This is a genomic window from Peribacillus sp. NPDC006672 (assembly GCF_050274955.1).
Classification (GTDB): domain Bacteria; phylum Bacillota; class Bacilli; order Bacillales; family DSM-1321; genus Peribacillus.
Genome location: NZ_JBNNOR010000004.1, coordinates 232,761 through 252,164, shown reverse-complemented (window position 1 = coordinate 252,164; position 19,404 = coordinate 232,761). Strand labels below are relative to the sequence as shown.

Below are 19,404 nucleotides of genomic sequence, written 5' to 3'. Positions count from 1 at the left end.
GTCACTTTTATGGAAATGCGGGATTTGCAAATATTCCAGTGCGTCGCTAAATATGGAAGCATAAGTAAGGCTGCTGTTGAGCTGAATTATGTCCAATCCAATGTAACGGCGAGGATTAAGCATTTAGAGCATGAGTTACGGACGCCTTTATTCAATAGGCATAAACGTGGTATGTCTTTAACCGCAGAGGCCCGAAAAATGCTCGTGTATGTAAACAAAATTTTGCTTGATATGGAAGAACTCAAACAAGTATTCCTGGATAGTGAAACACCTACGGGGATATTGAACATCGGTACTGTTGAAACGGTCATCGGCCTTCCTAAGATTCTAGCCTCTTATCATAAACAGTATCCAAATGTCGATTTATCCATAAAGGCTGGGTTAACGGAGGATTTAATTAAAGATGTTATTGAACATAGGCTAGATGGCGCTTTTGTTACAGGACCGATTAAACATCCACTCATTCAGCAATACGATGTGTGTACAGAAAAGCTGGTTTTAGTTACAAGGAATGAAACATTAAACCTTGAAGAATTTTTAACAGAACCAATTTTAGTATTCAGTCAGGGGTGTGGATATCGATCTAAACTAGAACAATGGTTGAAAGAGGAAGAAGTGATGCCTAAAAGGATTATGGAGTTCAATGTATTGGAAACCATCTTAACCAGCGTAACACTCGGCCTTGGCATTACCCTCGTACCACAATCAGCGGTAAATCACCTTGCAGCCAATGAAAATGTGCATGTTCATGCAATTCCAGAAGAGTACGGCAATATTTCGACTGTCTTCATTCACCGTAAAGATGCTTATATGACAAACTCCATGCAAAGCTTCTTACAAACAATCGAAGCCAATCATGAATGTACGGTCAATCCGACTAAAGCAAGCCTGAAACATTCCTGAGCCAATATGAATCGTATATCTTTACATAGAAGAACGCTGAAACTTGGGCCTGTCCCGAACATGGTTTGAATAATATCAAACAGATTCTCTTGGATTTGTTTAAGATCGCCTTTCCAATCCAAAAATACTGGCAGGAGTTTAATGTGTGCACAGAGGATTGGCGCCAGCTGGGTACTGGATGGTGAAAAACGTAGTACTTTGCAGGATTCAGCATCTTGAACGGAGTATTATCGATCACCATGTTATGCCTAGGCTTGGTCATTCATATATCGGACTTGAAAAAATGGCGGGAGCTTTGGTACATCCCAGCAGAACTATTGGAAAAATCGGCATGATCGTAACAATCAGGAAGGAAGCTGTACGGGTCCTTAGGTTCCGTGTATCTTTCGAAAAGGCCATCAATTCCGTTTGCATTAAAATCAAGGAACCTGAACCTGAAAAAGGAAAGTATCAAGAACCCGAACTTTGTTAATGATAGCAAATGAGGAGGTGTGATACGATGGCAAAAGATGTTCTATGTGAAGTGGATAATTGTAAATACTGGGATTCTGGAAACAAATGCAGTGCAGATGCTATTTATGTTGTCAGTCATAAAGGGAAGCAAGCATCGAATAGCAAAGAAACGGATTGCAAAACATTTGATCCAGAAATTTAAATCATCGGAGGTAACCATCAAACTTGGTTACCTTCTTCCATTTTATTATTGATAATAAAAATCATTTTCATTCAAGATTATAGAAATTCAGTTTATTTTTTCTTCATGACTTCGTGAATTTAGGCGTTTACTCGTGAGTTGGGCGATATATTCGTGAATCTAGCTGTTTTATTCGTGAGTTTGAGCAATATACTCGTGAATTTGGCTATTTTACTCGTGAAATTGCGCTTTACACGAGAGTTTGGGCGATATATACGTGAGTTTAGCTGTTTTACTCGTGAGTTTGAGCAATATACTCGTGAATTTAGCCATTTTACTCGTGAGTTTGAGCAATATACTCGTGAATTTAGTTGTTTTACTCGTGAAATTGCAATAACCGGCAGCTGCTGCCTTAGGATCATCACTTGTAAATTTATTCATGAAAAAACCGAAGTAACAAAGATAGAAAAACAGATCACCATTCAAGCAGGTGATCTGTTTTTATTTCTGAACTTTACTAAGTAGATCTAAAAGCTGTTGTTTTTCCGTCTCACTCAAGTTGGCAAACTGTGATGCCTGAAAAAGCTCTTGTTTTGGAACCACTTCATGAAAAACCTCTTTTCCTTCCTCAGTCAATGAAAGGTATTTTGTTTTCCATTCCTGTTCCCGTTTAATCAATCCCAATTCTTCTATTTTCCTCAATAGTTGAGTGATATTGCCTTTCGTCACAAAGAGCTTGTTTGCAAGTTCTTGCTGAGACAATCGTTCATGGGAACCCACTTGAACCAAGATATCGAATTGGGCTGCCGATAGATTCCATTTCTTTAAATGTTGATTGGATTCCCGGATACTTTGGTTATATATTCGTGTTATTCTGAACCATAACATTAAACCCAGTCGTTCCTCATTGTTAGATGTGGAGGGATTCGTTGTGTTTTCTTTCATGAATGTCACCTCATTCTTTTATTGTCACAATCAGTTTATGAATAAACTAATTTGATGTCAAATGGAAAAACTTCCATACAAAGAAACCAGTATTATCGTTTGATACTGGTTTCTTTTATTCCTTTATTATGTAGTCGTTAGTTTGGCAAAAATGATAAAAAACAGTGTTAATTCGCCTATTATCACAATATTTGGTGCCGGGACAATCAAATTAAAAATAAAAAAGACTGCTAAAATCCCTAGGAATAACGCTAAATGATATATTTGCAAGCGCTGGTGCTTATGTCTATATTGGTGGAAAACAAAAGTGGTTGAAATGAAATAGAGCAATACGGAACCAAAAACAAAATATAGGATAAATGAATAATGGACTTCGTGTAAATACAATAATCTGATCGCGGCTGCAATCATGCTTATAGACATTAAAATAAACAGATGACCGTAAATGATGATTTGGCCGGAAGATTGTACAGATTTGTCGACTTTCTTCTCCATGTTATCGAAATATTGCCACCACATAGCTATTATCAGGACAAATGAAATGATGGAAAAGGCTATCGAATCCCAATTTCCTTGTTTAGGTTGGATTACCGCAAGAGTGCTCACAAGAGCTTCCCCAAAGAGAATGATGGTAAATAGACCGAAGCGCTCTAACAAGTGGCCGGTATTTGTAGGAACCTTTTCTAAACACTTTCTTCCAAGGATCGGGACAATGATATCGATCAGGATGCCCAAATACAATACAGCATATCGCAGCCAGGAATCAAAAAGGACGGAGAATAATGAAATGACGATTCCAATCCAAAAATACCTTCCCAAATAGAGTGCTGCTTTTTTTCGAAATCCCTCTTCTATCCGCTGTACAACAAGATATTGGATAGCCGTCACGGCTCTTAAGCCAATATATCCAATTAAAAAAGAAAGATAATAAGGATCAAAATCAACTGATATGCTTGATGTCATAATTAGGACAAAAAACATTTGCAATATCAAAAATAGCCGTTGATGAAATAAATCCTTTCCAAACCGGTTAATAAATATGGTTTGCCCTACCCAAGCCCACCAGATAGGAATAAAAATCAACACGAACTTTAATAAAAACTCTGGATGGATATATCCATCTTCAACATGCAGTAAAACATGAGTTGCGCCCGCAACGGCCGCCACAAATAACAAATCATAAAAGAGCTCTAACCATGTAACTTTCTTTTCATCCATTTCTGCACGCCTCCCAATTACCTTTTAGTTTATAGTATGTTGGAAATATTCAGAAAATGGAAGAGGGTTCAATATAAGGAAGTTCTTTTACTAGCTATGTTAGCCATGTAATTAGGAATAACGTCACTTTTTTACTGTTGGTATATTATGGTATTATAGGAGATGATTTCAAACGAGGAGGGAAGTAGATGACCAGAACCATCGGCCTTATTTGTGGCAGTTTACGTGAAAATTCTTATAATCGAATCATTGCTCAATCATTGACAGATATGGTTGATTCTTATCAATTTCGCTGGATCGAAATTAATGACCTTCCTTTGTATAACGAAGACTTAGAAATAAGCGGGGTTCCAGAAACAGTGACGTCATTTAAATCCGCCATTCAGGACGTTGACGGTATCATTATCGTAAGTCCAGAGTACAATTCTGGAATACCAGGCGTATTAAAGAATGCATTGGACTGGGCATCAAGACCTCGGGAGTCCGCTGTTCTTACCAGAAAACCAGTTGGCTTGATTGGAGCTACTCCTGGTGGAATGGGTACTGCATTTGCTCAAATGCAAATCAGGCAAATACTAGAAGCCATGCAAGTTCATGTTCTTCCATTTCAAAAAATGCTGATTTCGCAAGTACATAAAAAGATTGATTCTGATCGGAAAGTGCTTACTGACGATCAAACAAAACGTTATCTTGAGCGTTATTTACAACAATTCATCCATTGGATCGATCACACTCCAGTTCTAGATTAATATAAGAAGACATAATATTAGTATATAGATAAAATTATAACAGCAGTCAGTATAGTTATAAACTGATTGGTACCAACGAAGGAGTTGGGGGGATTTCCCTACATATGAACTTTCTTCGATAGCTTTAATAAAAGGGGGATTTTAAAAATGTCTGATCTCTATTCTCGTCTTTCCAAAGATGATGCTGCCGTTCTTCTAGTGGATCATCAAAGCGGTCTTATTTCCGGTCTAGTGCGTGATTATGGTGTTGATGAATTCAAGAACAATGTTATGGCTCTTGCTAACACCGCTAAGTTTTTTGATTTACCAGTTATTTTAACAACAAGTTTTGAAAACGGACCAAACGGACCGCTCATGCAAGAATTGGAAGGACTTTTTCCTAATGCGCCAAAAATAGCTCGGCCTGGACAAATCAACGCATGGGATAATGATGATTTTGTTAAAGCAATCGAAGAAACTGGAAAAAAACAACTTATCATCGCGGGTGTGGTTACAGATGTCTGCGTTGCTTTCCCGGCACTTTCCGCTTTGAACGCTGGTTATGAAGTATTCGCTGTCACTGATGCTTCTGGAACAGTCAGCAAACAGGTAGCTGATGCTGCTTTAGCGCGTATGGCCCATGGAGGTGTGCAGCTTATGAACTGGTTTAGCGTAGCATGCGAATTACAGCGTGATTGGCGCAACGATGTCGAAGGTTTTGGTGCACTGCTTTCCAGACAGCTTCCTGGTTATCAAAATATAATCGGAAGCTATACGGGAGCACAGCGCGATTTCAGCAAGATATAAAGATAACACACTGATTGAATAAGGGAGGGGACATTTGTCCCCTCTTATTTTTTTTATGAACACCTGCATTTTTATCACCCTCAGCTTCACCCCGCCCCCCTTTTATAGCTCGATCTCATGACCTCATTGGCATCCACACTAAAAAACATAAGTTCTATATCATGCATTTGTATGTATGAAAAAACCTCAGATTGTACATAATATTCTCTTCTAATTATAGTCTGTATTGAAAACGGATTACTGAACGAATATTGTCTTAAGCAAAGATGCAGTATTGTGCACAAATGTTTAAAGAGTATATTATTGTGCAGTACTTACGACAACATTCGGACTTAGAAACGCTACATTTCTAATAAGAAGTAAGATATCGTATAGGCAGGGAGAGGAATTGAGAATGTTTTTAGATGAAAGAAGCGCCAATTTACTAAAACTATTACAGCATTCGCCTATTTCAAAAATGAAAGAACTAGAAGCCCAAACAGGTCTGACGAGAAGGCAAATACAATATGGCCTGAGCAAAGCGAATGACTGGCTCCAATTTCATGGATATCAGCCGATTCAATATAATCGTGAAATGGGCTACTCCTTTTCTGAAACAATCAAGGATGAAGAATTGAACGTAAAACTGACAAAACGGAATTATATATTTTCAGAGACAGATAGGGAAAAAGTTTTTTACCTCATGATCTTGTTAAGCCAAGAAGAATTGTCAGTCTATCATTTCCAGACGGTCACCGGGCTTTCACGAAATACGGTGTTGAAGGATTTGAAAAGGCTTAAGGAGAAAAGCAGTGACATATCGCTCAAAATCCAGTATTCCAAACTAGATGGTTACGTGGTGATTGGGGAAAGCCGAGTAAAGAGATATATTATTGAACGTCTCGTGAATGATGTTCTGAATAGTCCCAATAGTGAATTGATCATGGAGTGCATATGGGGAAATCATGAAACGCAAATCAGCTCGATCCGGTTACAGCTTGAAAGGATCGAACGTGATTTAGGCATCACCTTTACAGATGAACGGCTTCATGAACTGAGCTATTTATTTTTATGTACAGATCAGCTCATAGGTAAAGGGGAAGAGTTACAAGCCGACCAGAGCTGGGCTCCGTTTGTTGCGACGGAAGAGTATAAAATGGTTGAGGAAATGACCAGAACGAATGCCTTTCAATCAGTATGGAGCGAAATGGAAAACTTATACGCAACATTACATTTATTGAGCATGAACCGAACGAAGGACATTTCCCCTCTAAAGGATGATGAAGTCATTCAACACCTTTTGCAGGAAATCGTGGAAGAGTTCGAGAGGCTGGCATTTGTTCACCTGAAAGACAAAGAACAGCTATACCAACAATTATACGTTCATTTTAAACCGGCATATCATCGCCTGCGGTATGGTCTCCCGCAAATGAACCCGATGACGGGACGGGTGCAGAAGGTCTATCCTGAACTGCATCATTTGACCAAAAAATCCCTGTGGGTGTTGGAGAAAGAGATTGGCTGTCCAGTATCCGAAGAGGAAGTCGCATACTTCACGATCTATTTTGGCGGATGGCTGCGCAGGCAAGGGACCACATTAGATGATCGAAAACGGGCGATTGTCGTATGCCCGAATGGTATTGGCATCAGCAATATTCTCATATATACATTGAGGGAATTATTTCCGGATATTTTGTTCCTGGATGTTCTGTCCGTTAGAAATGCTGCTGAATACCCACTGTCGTACGATCTTGTTTTTTCAACGGTGCATATGAGAACAAAAGCGGCTTTATTCGTTGTACCGCCCATTTTGGAAATGCAGGACAAACATAAATTGCGACAGCAGGTCATGCAGGAATTGTATGGGTATACGACGGAAAGTGTAGATGTTTCAGCATTATTAAAAGTCATATCCAAGTATGCAACCATCCATGAACTGGATCAGCTTGAAAAGGCTTTGAAGTCGAATATGTATACCCAAATACCAAAAATCACCCAATTTTCATTAAAGGAGGCAGAGAAGCCTGTGTTAGAAGAACTGCTCAATATGCAAACGATTCAATTACAGCAACATGTTTCCGATTGGAAAGAAGGCATTAAAGTCGCGGCCAAGCCTCTCGTGGACTTAGGAACCGTCGAGGAACGATATGTGGATGCGATGATTGAGGCGATAGAAACGAATGGACCATATGTAGTGATTACGCCTGGAGTGGCGATTCCCCATGCACGTCCAGAGCAGGGGGTCAGGTCTTTATCCATGAGTTTGCTGAAATTGGATGAAGCCGTGGACTTTGCGCCAGATAAACCGGTTCGCCTGATTATCATTTTGGCGGCCGTAGATAACGATTCGCATCTGCGGGCATTGATCCAGCTCATTCAATTATTGAATGAACCAGCCAATATAGAAGAAATCTTACGCACTTCAGATAAATCGGTCCTTATGGAGTACGTTCATAAATATTCGAAGGAGGAAGCGGAATGAAAATCATGGTAGTATGCGGGAACGGATTGGGAAGCAGCTTCATCATGGAGATGAATGTGAAGAAAGCATTGACGGAAATGGGTAAGACAGCCGAGGTGGATCATACGGATCTTGCATCCGCAAAAACGGTTCAGGCGGATATTTTCCTGGGAGCGGCGGATATTGTCGGTCAGCTGGATGATGGAACCCGAACGATCATCACACTGGAGAACATGATGAGCATCCCTGAAATCAAATCTAAATTGGAAATGCATGTAGGATAAAAAAAGGAGAGATTGATATGAAGAAAATCATGGTAGTATGCGGAAACGGATTGGGAAGCAGCTTCATCATGGAGATGAATGTGAAGAAAGCGTTGACGGAAATGGGTAAGACAGCCGAGGTGGATCATACGGATCTTGCATCTGCAAAAACGGTTCAGGCGGATATTTTCCTGGGAGCGGCAGATATTGTCGGTCAGCTGGATGATGGAACCCGGACGATCGTCACGCTGGAAAACATGATGAGCATTCCCGAAATCACATCGAAATTAGCGTCACATCTATAATAAGAAACATATAGAAGAGGGGGAAAGGCAATGCTGGAACTTATCATGAATGACATCTTGGGTACACCTTCCATACTTGTGGGGCTGTTTGCTCTCATTGGACTTCTGTTACAGCGGAAATCCAGTGCGGATGTTGTATCTGGAACGCTAAAAACCGTCATGGGCTTCATTATCATTGGAGCTGGAGCGGCAGTGCTCATTGGCGCCCTTGATATATTCAGTAAAATGTTCGATCACGCATTCAATGTACAAGGCGTCATACCGAATAATGAAGCCATTGTCGCAGCTGCCCAAAGTGATTTTGGGACGTCGACTGCACTTATCATGGTTTTTGGTATGGTTGTCAATGTTTTGCTAGCTCGTTTCACGCCATTTAAATATATATTCTTAACGGGACACCATACCTTATTCATGGCTTGTTTACTTGCAGTCACCCTATCGGTCGGCGGGCTTAACGGTTTTCCGCTCATCTTGGTCGGTTCCATTCTATTAGGGGTATGCATGGTGATGTTCCCTGCCCTCCTTCAGCCATATGTACGGAAGATTACCGGAAGCGATGATTTTGCCATCGGCCATTTCGGGACAATCGGATATTTTGTATCCGCGACTGTTGGAAAATGGTTTGGAAATAAGGAAAAAACGACAGAGCAAATCAAGGTTCCTAAATCTTTAGGATTCCTAAGGGACACATCAGTCGCTGTATCGCTTACGATGACGATGTTCTTCGTGATCGTCGCATTGTTTGCCGGACAGAACTATATTGAAACGGAATTATCCGGCGGTTCGAACTTCATCGTATTTTCTTTCATCCAGGCGATAACATTTGCGGCAGGAGTCTACATCATCCTTGCAGGGGTACGGATGTTAATTGCTGAAATCGTCCCTGCATTCAAAGGGATTGCCGATAAAGTCGCTCCTGACACGAAGCCTGCGCTAGACTGTCCGACCATCTTTCCATTCGCTCCAAATGCAGTGATCATCGGGTTCCTATTCAGTTTCTTGGCTGGACTATTATCCATGTTCCTCCTTCCGGTACTTGGATTGAAAGTAATCGTTCCAGGACTGGTACCGCATTTCTTCACCGGAGCTGCAGCAGGTGTATTTGGAAATGCCACAGGCGGCAGACGCGGAGCGATGCTTGGGTCCTTTGCCAACGGACTCATCATTAGTTTCCTGCCGGCGATACTCCTGGTCTTCTTAGGGGATGTAGGGTTTGAAGGTACCACATTTGGTGATTCGGACTTCGGTGTGGTCGGTCTCCTAATTCTAAGCGTCATGAAGCTTTTAGGATTATCCTAAACTGTTATACTGATAAGTACATGGAAAAAAGAATGAAACCAGCAGCCTAAGATCTTTTAGATAATGGGCTGTTGGCATTTTCATTATCATTTGGATTTTGGAGGTGATTTGTATGACTAACAAGGCAATTGTGCTGGATTTGGATGGCACGACATTGAACGAAATGAATACGGTGAATGAAACGCTGGAACAGTACATAGGCGAACTTAGGGAAAGCGGAAAGCTGATTTTCATTGCAACAGGAAGAACACTGGAAGAAGTGAGGGACGTATTGCCGTCCGGCATGGAAGTCGATGGAATGGTGACTGCCAATGGAATGTCCGCCTTCATCGGAAAGAAACAGATCGTCGAACATGCCCTGCCGCCGGAACTTGTGGAAGAATTGGTCGCCAAAGCAGGAGCGGGTGAGATTTTTTACGAAGTTCATCCGAATGATGGGACACGGATGGCATTACTTAAAGATAAAGACTATATGGTTAAACAAGGTTTGGTGCCAAAGCCAGAGACAGTCGATGAAAATGAATGGCTATCAAGGCAGGATGCAGTGGAAGATAAAATAAGATGGTCAGAACAACTGGATATAAGCAGCGTAGCCAAAATCTACTTTTTCAGCAATGAAATGCATACCATCCGAAAATGGAAAGCGGATTTGGGGAGAATCAAGCAGTACAATGCCTTCACAACAGCCTCCTCCACTCATCACAATGTAGAAGTGACCGTGGAAGGCGTCTCAAAAGCAACAGGCGTTCATCTATTACTAAAGCATTTCCAGCTAGGACCGGAAAATATCCTGGCAGTAGGCGATGGCGAAAATGACCTCCCACTATTTAAACTCGCTGGGCACTCCGTTGCCATGAAAAACGCCACAGACCTGGTCAAAGAACAAGCCGATGAAGTGACGGAGCATTCATATAGAGAAGATGGACTGTATCGCTTTTTGAAGGGTATATTTCAATGATCAATAAAAAAAGGGAAATTTATAACTTTCTGTTAGAAATCAGAGATGTAAGTTCAGGCTAATTCTAGTTTAGGAGAACCTATTGAAAATATGAAAAAACCACCTAAAGGGGAGGTTTCAGTTTGTAGACAAAAGGGCTTCGAAAAACGTAACTTTGATCAAATGACGTTCCCGAACCAACTGACCCAAAGCAATACCATCACTCCTCAGGTATGGTTTATATCTAAATTTTATAACAAAGTTGATTAGAGCGAGTTTCTTGAGCGGAAATCAACTACCAAATTGTACAGTCTGAAACCACCTAAAGAGGTGGTTTTTTGGCTTAACTAGAAAATTGGTAATGTCATGTCAAAAAGTAAAAAGAACTTTTGGAAAACACAAAGATAATGGATGATTATCTAAGAGGTATAACAAAGCTGTCATGAAAACCTAACATGAATAACGTATACAACGTATTTTTCCTACATGCCACATGATAAAATAGTACAAAAGGTAAATAGAACTGAGCAGGAAATTTAAATTTACGATAACATGACTTACGTTAAACAAGGATATTGATTATATTACTGATGATAAAGGAAGTAGAATACAGGATGTATAAAATCGGACTAGTCGGTCTAAAGACTTCTGTAGAACAGATTTTAGACTTGGCAGAAGAATATAAACATGAATTGGAATTCATTTCTTTGCCCTATGTAAAGACTGAAGAGGTAGAGAATATTGTAAAAGAACATCATTCTCACGTACATGCATGGCTTTTTTCCGGTCCACTTCCCTATGAAATTGCGAAAAAAACACTAGGCACAGATAAAATAATGGTCCATGTTCCTGCTACGGAATCAGGTTTTTATAGATCTTTTTTAGAGTTGATTTACGAACAAGGGAAAATTATTGAGCAGCTAAGTATTGATACCATGATCTCAAATAATATTAGTGAAGAAGCTTTGTCACAGTTGAATATAAAAACCCCAAAGATTTATACGAAAGTGTTTGAGTCAGATGTCGACACTAATGAATTGTTTCATTTTCACTTGGATTTATGGAATAAGGGAAGGACAGAAGGCGCTTTATCTTGTTTTCCGTCCGTCTGCGAAGCTTTAAGAGAGTATGGAATTCCAACCTATCGGATGTCGATGAGTAAGATGGAAGTCCGGCAAACGCTTCGGATTCTTTCTGAAAAAGTAAAGACTTCCTACTTTAAAGATACACAAATTGGAGTTGAAATCATTGAAGTTGAATATTTCAACAGAGTGGCAGAGGAAATGAAAACTCCTTATCATTTACAGTATTTGGAGCTTCGGCTAAAAGAAATGTTAATTCAACTTGGTGAAAAGATAAATGGTTCCTTTTCAGAGAAAGGGAATGGAAGGTACATGATTTTTAGTTCTCGCGGCGCAATTGAACGGGAAATTATTACGCTCGAAGATACCATTCAAAAATTGGCTTTTGAAGCAGATACAACCGTTTCCGTTGGAATTGGCTTCGGCGAAACTGCCTATTCGGCGGAAATCAATGCTTTTCGGGCTATTCAACATTCAAAAGAGATGAAGAAGCGTGAAATTGTGATTATTCAAGATGATGGAAAGATTATTGAATCACCAGGCAAAAAGAAAGAATTACAATATGCTACCCGGTCCCACAATGAACTCCTTATCGAAAAGTTGAAAAAGGGGAATATCAGTGTAAAAACATATAAGAAGATATCAGCCCTTGTACAAAGAATGGGCTGGGGTAATTTTACAACAAAGGAATTAGCGAAACATCTTGAGATGACAGAACGTAATGTACGGCGTATTATTGCGGATATGTGCGAAGTTGATTTGGCACAATGCGTTGGTGAAGAGGCTCACGCCACACGTGGAAGGCCGAGTAAAATTTATCGATTATCATAAGCACCCAAAATTGGGTGCTTTTTTATTTTGCATGTTAAAGCATTAAAAGGAGAACTTCCACCATTAAAATCTAGTAATCAAATAAAATAGTTTAGAATTTTCAAAAAACATTGAAATAAAGAACATGGGATATTATACTCTATTTAAGGAATTTATTCCTTAAACTAACCGAAAATAAAAATTACCATGTAAATTGAATGAAAAGGGGATGTATTGGGTGTCTCAAACGATAATGATTCATGATTTAATCGAGGCTGTTAAAGATGAAGTGATTGGGTGGAGAAGATATTTACATAAGTATCCGGAGCTGTCTTTTCAGGAAGAAAAAACAGCACAATTTGTTTATGAAACGCTACAAACTTTTGGTGATTTGGAAATTTCACGTCCGACAAAAACGAGTATAATGGCTCGTTTGATTGGTCAGGAGCCTGGGAAGGTTATTGCACTGCGGGCAGATATGGATGCGCTTCCAATTAAAGAAGAGAATGATTTTGACTTTGTTTCACAGAATTCAGGCGCGATGCATGCATGCGGACATGACGGGCATACGGCGATGCTGCTTGGTGCGGCGAAGATTCTTACACAGTTAAAGGATCATATTAAAGGGGAGGTGCGCTTTTTATTTCAACATGCAGAGGAACTGCCGCCCGGTGGAGCCCAAGAGATGGTGAAAGCCGGTGTGCTTGATGGAGTGGATATGGTCATTGGCACCCATCTCTTGTCGACTCTTCCTTTAGGGAAAATTGGTTTGAGTTACGGTCCAACGATGGCTGGAGCTGATACATTTGCAATTACCGTGGTGGGTAAGGGGGGGCACGCCTCACAGCCTGAACTTACCGTTGATCCCATTGCAATTGGAACTCAGATTGTATCAAATTTCCAACACATTGTTTCGAGATATTTAGATGCTCAGGAAGCTCTTGTGATTTCAGTGACTCAGTTCCATGCGGGAAATGCGATTAATGTTATTCCAAGTAAGGTAAGCATTGGTGGTTCCGTTCGAAGCTTTAATCCGGAGTTGAGGGAAAAAATACCAAGTTTTATCGAACGCATTATAAAAGGAATTACTGAAGCGCATGGAGCTACTTACGAATTCGATTATCAGTTCGGTTATGCTCCGACCATTAATGATGAAGAAGTTACCCGATTGATGGACGAAACCGTCTGTGAAGTATTTGGTGAAGAAAGCCGAGAGATTTTAAAGCCGATTATGGGAAGTGAGGACTTCTCTGCTTTTCAAAAAGTAGTTCCGGGATCTTATATTGTAATAGGGGCTCGTAATGAAGAAAAAGGGATTATATATCCTCACCATCATCCGAAATTCACTATCGATGAACAGGCTTTACAAAATGGGGTGAAGTTATTTGTTCACGCGACTTTTAAAATGTTAAATCTAACTTACTAGGGGGTTAAGAGGATGAAAAAAATATATTGGCTCGGAATAATCCCGTTTCTTGGCATTATTGTAGGCGCTTTGTTTACAAATAAAGTGACTCCATATGTTCTGGGAATGCCATTTTTTCATTTTTGGATTGTACTCTGGTCTGTGCTAACCACAGGTATTATGGGGATAATATATCTACTGGATCCTGCTAATCAGAAGGGAGATTCAAGATGAATATTGCCGTGTTATTCATCCTGTTTTTTTTCGTCATTTCTGTTTTGATTGGTATCCAGGCTAAAAAAGGGAAAGAAATGAACTTAGAACAATGGTCAGTCGGGGGACGCGGAATGGGAACCCTTTTGATTTTCCTCTTGTCCGCAGGTGAAATGTATACGACCTTCACCTTTTTAGGTGCAAGTGGATCGGCTTATGGGGAAGGCGGCTCCATCTTTAGTATCGTATCCTACGGCTGTCTGGCAACAGTCATCTCCTACTGGACATTTCCTGCTATCTGGAGGTACGCAAAGAAACACCAATTAGTTTCCCAATCAGATTTTTTTGTGAAAAAATATCAAAGTCCTTATCTTGGTGTGCTTGTTGCTGTAATAGGTGTTATAGCTTGTACTTGCTACTTAGTCCTGCAATTGAAGGGGTTAGGATATATCGTTTCTGCAACATCCTATGGGGCCATTTCTTCTACAGCTGCCATTTGGGTTGGAGCATTTGGTGTAACCATTTTCGTAATGGTGTCCGGTATTCACGGATCTGCCAGGACAGCTATTTTGAAGGATATTCTGATTCTTGGCATTGTCATATTTTTAGGAGTTTATTTCCCTCTTCATTATTATGGCGGTCTTCAACCTATGTATGAGGCAATTGAAAATGTAAAGCCGAACTATACCATACTTCCGGATCAAGGAATGAGCGTTTCGTGGTATATATCGACCGTTATATTAAGCTCCATTGGATTTTATATGTGGCCGCACGGATTTTCTCCTATTTATGCTGCCTCTAGCGAAAAAGCTTTACGAAAAAATGCAATCCTAATGCCAATGTACCAATTGATTTTGTTGTTTGCCTTTTTTGTCGGATTTGCAGCGATCTTACAGACGCCTGGATTAAAAGGCGGCGAAGCGGATCAAATCTTGCTACAGCTTTCTAAACAGAATTTTGATCCATGGTTTGTGGGCTTAATTGGTGGCACTGGCGTGTTAGCCGCTTTAGTACCAAGTTCTATGCTGTTGATGTCAATATCAACATTGCTTGCAAAAAATGTATATAAAGTATTCACTCCATCGGCAACGGAAAATCAGATTGCAAAACTGGTAAAATACTTGGTTCCCCTTATTTCTCTCGTAGGGATTTACTTGACCTTTAAAGGTGGAAATTCCCTCTTTAGTCTTGCTTTAATCGCCTATAATTTTATCACACAACTAGCTCCTGCCTTTTTCGCAAGCTTGATGAGAAAGAATTTTGTAACCAAACATGGAGCATTTGCCGGGATTATAACAGGAGGCGTGCTAGTCTCAATTATGGAACTAGGGAACATAAAAATTGGTCATCTATTTCCTTATCTTCCTCAAGCAATTAAAGACTTGAATGTAGGAATTATCGCTCTTTTTGTGAATATCGTAGTTTTAGTGGTTGTCAGTGTGATGACAAAAAACATTACTAATACTCATAAAGATAATGATGTTTTGGAGACAACAACAGTAGAGCACAAGGTTTTAATACAAAAAGAATCAAATAGCTAACACAATATGAATATTTGCTGCTCCAAGTAATTCACTCCGATAAGATTATTTTAATTCGAATGCCCTCCAGTTAAATGATCTGGAGGGTATTTTTTCCCTCCTTTATTTAATGATTCATCATTAAATTGGATTATACATCATAATATCCCAATTAAAAGGAGGATTAATTATGAATGACTATAACTCTCTTTGTGAACAATTTGCCAAAATTCTAAATGGGAAAAGCGACATGAATAAAGGTGTTTGTTCTGTGTCCTTGCATCGTAATATTGAGGTGTTTGTCCAAGGGCGGCCGAGTAGCTCCGTTGTCCCAGTAGGTGTTTTATTTGAATCATTGGACCAAAACGGTCTTGCATTAAATTTGGCTGAAATAGCAATTCTTCAAGAAGAAGTTCCAGGATTTATGCAATCAGTTGTCCAACAGGGGCTTATTGTAAGTGCCTTGCATAATCATTGGCTATATATGGAACCTTCGATTTTGTATATTCATATTCAATCAGTCGAACCCCCATTAAATTTCGCGAAAAAATTGGCGCATTCTTTTTCAACTTTAAACAGCTATCCAGTTCGATAAATTGATATTTGTTCGTATCAAATAAATATAGAACAAGGCGTTGAGGGGGTTATAAAAAGGTATTTTTTATTAAATTCTTATTTAACAAAAAGGATGTTTTACTTTCAAAAACAGGGGGGTGCTGCGGCAGCCTTTTTTCTTATGGGACGAAAGGGGCAGATCAATTGAAGATGAAAAGGGATTATAATAAAGAAACAGAAGAAAAGTGAAAAAGCTCTTTAAGTTTTGAAGATTTGTTGTTTAAAAGGTGAATAACAAATCTTGTAAAAATACAGGATAGGCTGGTTCTGTATAAATGATAAAATAGATAGAACTATATATTAAAGGAGACTGAATATTTTGGAAGCTAAATGTGCTAAATTTTATGAGTTTGGGCAACCGCAAAAAGTTATAAAAGTGGAAAATAAATGTATTCAAATGCCTGTGGACGGGGAAGTCCTTGTACGGATGACTGCACGTCCTATCAATCCATCTGACTTGCTGCCCATTCGGGGCGCATATTCCCACCGAATTCCCTTGCCTTCCATTCCTGGTTATGAAGGCGTCGGCATAGTGGAAGAGGTGGGTTCTTCGGTTTCGCAAGAGCTGATTGGTAAGCGTGTTCTGCCTTTGCGCGGTGAAGGTACCTGGCAGGATTATGTTAAAACATCTGCGGATTTGGCAATTGTCATTCCTGATTCCATTGAGGACCATATCGCAGCGCAATTATATATAAATCCAATAACCGCTTGGTTAACAATCACAGAAGTATTGGCATTGAAACCGGATGATGTATTACTCGTGAATGCTTGCGGATCGTCCATTGGCCGCATCTTTACCCAGTTATCCAAGATTCTTGGGTTTAAGCTGATTGCTGTAACCAGAAACAATACCTATACAGAAGAACTGCTTAAACTTGGTGCTGCATATGTAATCGATACGTCTGAATCACCATTGCATGATACCGTGATGGAGTTGACGAATGGACGCGGAGCGAATGCGGCCATAGATTCGGTCGGAGGTACAGATGGTTCCGAGTTAGCCTTTTGTGTTCGGCCTGAAGGCATCTTATTAACGATTGGTCTTTTATCAGGAAAGTCTGTAAATTGGGCGAAAATTTCACAAAGGACAAAAGTAAATGTTAAAATGTTTCATCTACGGCACTGGAATCAACAGGCGTCCGTTCAGACTTGGCAAGAAACGTTTAACCTTTTGATGGGATTCATTAACGATAAAAGATTGAGTTTCATGATGCCGGATTCTTACTACGGTCTTCAGGATGTACAAGAAGCCATTCGTGTCACGGAAACCCCTAGGAGCAATAGGGGGAAGATTTTTTTAAGCAACTGATTTTGCATCCTGAATTGCAATGGTGGTTTACTGATTAAATGGATATATTGAAGGAAGCATTCATCATGGAGACCTTCCAATAGGTTCCTAAGGTAAATGGAAATGCTCCCTGATAATATGGAATTACTTGATTATCAGTAAGAAGCTAGTTTAGAATGCGGAATAGTAACATGATTTGTTGTTCAATGATACGAAATGACTTTGGAGGAAATAATTACATGAAAACGATATATATGAATGCTACCTTTTTTACTATGGACAAGGAAAATCAAATCTTTGAAAAGGGCATGATGATTGTACAAGATCAAACCATATCCTACATCGGCCAACATTCTGAAGAACAATTGGCGGATGCCGATCAAGTGGTCGACCTTGGCGGAAAATGGATCATGCCAGGTCTAGTGAATGTCCATTCGCATATTGTGATGACCCTTTTACGCGGAATCGGGGACGATATGCTGCTAAAGCCATGGCTTGAAACGAAAATATGGCCGATTGAAAGCCAGTTTACAACGGAAATAGCCTCTGTAAGTTCTCAGCTTGGCATTATGGAAATGCTGAAATCAGGAACAACGACATTTTCAGATATGTTTAATCCTAATGGAATAGATGCGGGTGCTGTCATGGAGACGATAGGCGAAACCGGAATGCGCGGAGCCTTTTCCTACACGATTTTCAGCTTAGGTACGGAAAAAGAACAAAAAGCGAACCTCATGGGGGCTGAACAGTTTTCAAAAAACTATAAGACGTTTGCCGATGGCCGTCTGACTACCATGGTTGCGCCACACAGCCCTTATGCTTGTACACCTGAAGCGATTATGGAAAGTGCACGGATTGCTAAAGAGAATGATTTGATGGTGCATATTCACGTTTCGGAAACGGACTTTGAAATCGTTGACATCGAAAAGCGTTTCGGATTCCGTCCTGTCGAGCACCTTCGCCGTTTAGGGCTGTTCGATCAGCCTACCGTGATGGCCCACGGTGTGGTACTCAATGATGAAGAACGGGCGATACTAAAACAGCATGATGTTCGGGTTGCCCATAATCCAATCAGTAATCTGAAGCTGGGATCGGGAATTGCTGATATCGTCAGCCTTCTTGATGCAGGCATTAAAGTTGGGGTTGCAACAGATGGTGTTGCTTCCAACAACAACTTCGATATGTTCGAGGAAATGCGAACGGCGGCATTATTGCAAAAAGGCATCTATAAGGATGCCACTAAATTCCCTGCTCAAACGGCACTGGCCATGGCCACGAGAATGGGTGCCGAAGCAATCGGCATGGGTCATACGGGATCACTGGAAGCAGGTAAAAAAGCAGATTTCATCACCATTTACCCTTATAACAAAGAGCATCTGCAGCCGCTGAGTGAAGCATATTCGCATTTGCTTTATGCAGCACGCGGAAATGATGTATGTGATGTATACATTGATGGCAAGATGATGGTGAAAAATGGCGAATGCTTAACGATCGATGAAGAAAAAGTGATTGCCGAAACGAATCGTCTGCAGGGCACACTATCACAATAAATACGACACGAAACTTGCAGCTTCTTTCAGACTGAAGACAAACTCGATAAAATGGAGTTTGTCTTCAGTTTTTTTAGGTTTTAAATTTTGACGGTTCCAATTCACTTTGCATGAAAACGGAATTTGCCCACCGTTTTGGAGGGTTTGTACTACGACCGTTCCTTTCCACTGCAGGCGCTCGCTTTCCGCGGGCGGTCCGGGAGCCTCCTCGGCGCCTTTAGCGCCTGTGGGGTCTCCCTTGGACACGTATTTCCCGCAGGAGTCTCGCGCCTTCCGTTCCACTCCACTCCACTCTGCATAAAACTAGGATGGAAACCGCATTGCCTGCCGTTTTTGTGGAGGTTTGTGCATTGATCGTTCCCTTCCGCTACAGGCGCTCGCTTCGACCAAATTAAAATTAATTCGACCTCCAGTTTCGACCTAGTCCTGTTTAATTCGGCCA

Annotated in this window: 20 protein-coding genes; 17 read left to right on the top strand and 3 right to left on the bottom strand. The window is 40.4% G+C overall.

The features are described 5' to 3' along the window. Window positions 1-9: 9 nt before the first annotated feature. From ACQKKK_RS09095 to ACQKKK_RS09085, 3 genes are all read left to right on the top strand, one after another. Window positions 10-903, top strand: a complete 894-nt coding sequence (locus tag ACQKKK_RS09095; protein ID WP_427615708.1) for a LysR family transcriptional regulator — start codon at window positions 10-12, stop codon at window positions 901-903. Between the two features lie 145 nt (window positions 904-1,048). Next, window positions 1,049-1,375 carry a hypothetical protein gene (locus tag ACQKKK_RS09090; protein WP_427615707.1) on the top strand — a complete coding sequence of 109 codons (327 nt, stop codon included), beginning with the start codon at window positions 1,049-1,051 and terminating at the stop codon, window positions 1,373-1,375. 27 nt (window positions 1,376-1,402) lie between these two features. Next, the gene (locus ACQKKK_RS09085) at window positions 1,403-1,558 is read left to right on the top strand and encodes a DUF1540 domain-containing protein (protein WP_370016348.1); all 156 of its coding nucleotides are present in this window, start codon (window positions 1,403-1,405) and stop codon (window positions 1,556-1,558) included. Between the two features lie 480 nt (window positions 1,559-2,038). Here ACQKKK_RS09085 and ACQKKK_RS09080 read toward each other — a convergent pair whose 3' ends face one another. Then, window positions 2,039-2,482 (bottom strand): MarR family winged helix-turn-helix transcriptional regulator, encoded by a 444-nt coding sequence (locus ACQKKK_RS09080; RefSeq protein WP_427615705.1) that lies wholly within the window; start codon window positions 2,480-2,482, stop codon window positions 2,039-2,041. 126 nt (window positions 2,483-2,608) lie between these two features. Next, window positions 2,609-3,700, bottom strand: a complete 1,092-nt coding sequence (locus ACQKKK_RS09075) for a low temperature requirement protein A (RefSeq protein WP_427615704.1) — start codon at window positions 3,698-3,700, stop codon at window positions 2,609-2,611. 188 nt (window positions 3,701-3,888) lie between these two features. Here ACQKKK_RS09075 and ACQKKK_RS09070 point away from each other — a divergent pair, with 188 nt between their 5' ends. From ACQKKK_RS09070 to ACQKKK_RS09005, 14 genes are all read left to right on the top strand, one after another. Continuing rightward, entirely contained in the window at window positions 3,889-4,449 is a 561-nt protein-coding gene (locus tag ACQKKK_RS09070) for an NADPH-dependent FMN reductase (RefSeq protein WP_427615703.1), read from the top strand. 147 nt (window positions 4,450-4,596) lie between these two features. Continuing rightward, the gene (gene ycaC, locus ACQKKK_RS09065; RefSeq protein WP_427615701.1) at window positions 4,597-5,235 is read left to right on the top strand and encodes an isochorismate family cysteine hydrolase YcaC; all 639 of its coding nucleotides are present in this window, start codon (window positions 4,597-4,599) and stop codon (window positions 5,233-5,235) included. 394 nt (window positions 5,236-5,629) lie between these two features. After that, on the top strand, window positions 5,630-7,696 hold the full coding sequence (locus ACQKKK_RS09060; RefSeq protein WP_427615699.1) for a BglG family transcription antiterminator: 2,067 nt from the start codon (window positions 5,630-5,632) through the stop codon (window positions 7,694-7,696). Beyond that, complete coding sequence (locus tag ACQKKK_RS09055; RefSeq protein ID WP_427615697.1) at window positions 7,693-7,959, top strand: PTS sugar transporter subunit IIB; 267 nt, start codon at window positions 7,693-7,695, stop codon at window positions 7,957-7,959. Before ACQKKK_RS09060 ends, ACQKKK_RS09055 begins: the two co-directional genes overlap by 4 nt. Window positions 7,960-7,976: 17 nt before the next feature. Continuing rightward, window positions 7,977-8,243, top strand: a complete 267-nt coding sequence (locus tag ACQKKK_RS09050; protein ID WP_048883161.1) for a PTS sugar transporter subunit IIB — start codon at window positions 7,977-7,979, stop codon at window positions 8,241-8,243. A 30-nt stretch (window positions 8,244-8,273) separates the two neighbouring features. After that, entirely contained in the window at window positions 8,274-9,542 is a 1,269-nt protein-coding gene (locus tag ACQKKK_RS09045) for a PTS ascorbate transporter subunit IIC (RefSeq protein ID WP_427615695.1), read from the top strand. 112 nt (window positions 9,543-9,654) lie between these two features. Beyond that, window positions 9,655-10,500: an HAD family hydrolase gene (locus ACQKKK_RS09040; RefSeq protein WP_427615694.1), complete on the top strand. Its 846-nt coding sequence runs from the start codon at window positions 9,655-9,657 to the stop codon at window positions 10,498-10,500. Between the two features lie 593 nt (window positions 10,501-11,093). After that, window positions 11,094-12,392 (top strand): hypothetical protein, encoded by a 1,299-nt coding sequence (locus ACQKKK_RS09035; RefSeq protein WP_427615692.1) that lies wholly within the window; start codon window positions 11,094-11,096, stop codon window positions 12,390-12,392. Window positions 12,393-12,624: 232 nt separating this feature from the next. Next, a complete protein-coding gene (locus ACQKKK_RS09030) occupies window positions 12,625-13,797 on the top strand; it encodes a M20 family metallopeptidase (protein WP_427615847.1) in 1,173 nt (390 codons plus the stop codon). 12 nt (window positions 13,798-13,809) lie between these two features. After that, window positions 13,810-14,010, top strand: coding sequence for a DUF3311 domain-containing protein (locus ACQKKK_RS09025; protein ID WP_289319685.1), 201 nt, complete (start codon window positions 13,810-13,812; stop codon window positions 14,008-14,010). After that, on the top strand, window positions 14,007-15,530 hold the full coding sequence (locus ACQKKK_RS09020) for a sodium:solute symporter family protein (RefSeq protein ID WP_427615690.1): 1,524 nt from the start codon (window positions 14,007-14,009) through the stop codon (window positions 15,528-15,530). Before ACQKKK_RS09025 ends, ACQKKK_RS09020 begins: the two co-directional genes overlap by 4 nt. 169 nt (window positions 15,531-15,699) lie before the next feature. Further along, window positions 15,700-16,104: a DUF1259 domain-containing protein gene (locus tag ACQKKK_RS09015; protein ID WP_427615688.1), complete on the top strand. Its 405-nt coding sequence runs from the start codon at window positions 15,700-15,702 to the stop codon at window positions 16,102-16,104. A 339-nt stretch (window positions 16,105-16,443) separates the two neighbouring features. Then, the gene (locus ACQKKK_RS09010) at window positions 16,444-17,433 is read left to right on the top strand and encodes a zinc-dependent alcohol dehydrogenase family protein (RefSeq protein ID WP_427615687.1); all 990 of its coding nucleotides are present in this window, start codon (window positions 16,444-16,446) and stop codon (window positions 17,431-17,433) included. Window positions 17,434-17,651: 218 nt separating this feature from the next. Then, a complete protein-coding gene (locus ACQKKK_RS09005) occupies window positions 17,652-18,962 on the top strand; it encodes an amidohydrolase family protein (protein ID WP_427615685.1) in 1,311 nt (436 codons plus the stop codon). Here ACQKKK_RS09005 and ACQKKK_RS09000 read toward each other — a convergent pair. Beyond that, a complete protein-coding gene (locus tag ACQKKK_RS09000) occupies window positions 18,954-19,244 on the bottom strand; it encodes a hypothetical protein (RefSeq protein WP_427615684.1) in 291 nt (96 codons plus the stop codon). The two genes, ACQKKK_RS09005 and ACQKKK_RS09000, sit on opposite strands and share 9 nt — an antisense overlap. Between the last annotated feature and the right edge of the window lie 160 nt (window positions 19,245-19,404).

What these genes read in the sequence shown, in the direction of transcription:
- ACQKKK_RS09095 (WP_427615708.1), top strand. Translation starts at nt 10, where the DNA reads ATGGAAATGCGGGATTTGCAAATATTCCAGTGCGTCGCTAAATATGGA.
- ACQKKK_RS09085 (WP_370016348.1), top strand. Translation starts at nt 1,403, where the DNA reads ATGGCAAAAGATGTTCTATGTGAAGTGGATAATTGTAAATACTGGGAT.
- ACQKKK_RS09080 (WP_427615705.1), bottom strand. Translation starts at nt 2,482, where the DNA reads ATGAAAGAAAACACAACGAATCCCTCCACATCTAACAATGAGGAACGA.
- ACQKKK_RS09075 (WP_427615704.1), bottom strand. Translation starts at nt 3,700, where the DNA reads ATGGATGAAAAGAAAGTTACATGGTTAGAGCTCTTTTATGATTTGTTA.
- ACQKKK_RS09070 (WP_427615703.1), top strand. Translation starts at nt 3,889, where the DNA reads ATGACCAGAACCATCGGCCTTATTTGTGGCAGTTTACGTGAAAATTCT.
- ycaC (WP_427615701.1), top strand. Translation starts at nt 4,597, where the DNA reads ATGTCTGATCTCTATTCTCGTCTTTCCAAAGATGATGCTGCCGTTCTT.
- ACQKKK_RS09060 (WP_427615699.1), top strand. Translation starts at nt 5,630, where the DNA reads ATGTTTTTAGATGAAAGAAGCGCCAATTTACTAAAACTATTACAGCAT.
- ACQKKK_RS09055 (WP_427615697.1), top strand. Translation starts at nt 7,693, where the DNA reads ATGAAAATCATGGTAGTATGCGGGAACGGATTGGGAAGCAGCTTCATC.
- ACQKKK_RS09050 (WP_048883161.1), top strand. Translation starts at nt 7,977, where the DNA reads ATGAAGAAAATCATGGTAGTATGCGGAAACGGATTGGGAAGCAGCTTC.
- ACQKKK_RS09045 (WP_427615695.1), top strand. Translation starts at nt 8,274, where the DNA reads ATGCTGGAACTTATCATGAATGACATCTTGGGTACACCTTCCATACTT.
- ACQKKK_RS09040 (WP_427615694.1), top strand. Translation starts at nt 9,655, where the DNA reads ATGACTAACAAGGCAATTGTGCTGGATTTGGATGGCACGACATTGAAC.
- ACQKKK_RS09035 (WP_427615692.1), top strand. Translation starts at nt 11,094, where the DNA reads ATGTATAAAATCGGACTAGTCGGTCTAAAGACTTCTGTAGAACAGATT.
- ACQKKK_RS09030 (WP_427615847.1), top strand. Translation starts at nt 12,625, where the DNA reads ATGATTCATGATTTAATCGAGGCTGTTAAAGATGAAGTGATTGGGTGG.
- ACQKKK_RS09025 (WP_289319685.1), top strand. Translation starts at nt 13,810, where the DNA reads ATGAAAAAAATATATTGGCTCGGAATAATCCCGTTTCTTGGCATTATT.
- ACQKKK_RS09020 (WP_427615690.1), top strand. Translation starts at nt 14,007, where the DNA reads ATGAATATTGCCGTGTTATTCATCCTGTTTTTTTTCGTCATTTCTGTT.
- ACQKKK_RS09015 (WP_427615688.1), top strand. Translation starts at nt 15,700, where the DNA reads ATGAATGACTATAACTCTCTTTGTGAACAATTTGCCAAAATTCTAAAT.
- ACQKKK_RS09005 (WP_427615685.1), top strand. Translation starts at nt 17,652, where the DNA reads ATGAAAACGATATATATGAATGCTACCTTTTTTACTATGGACAAGGAA.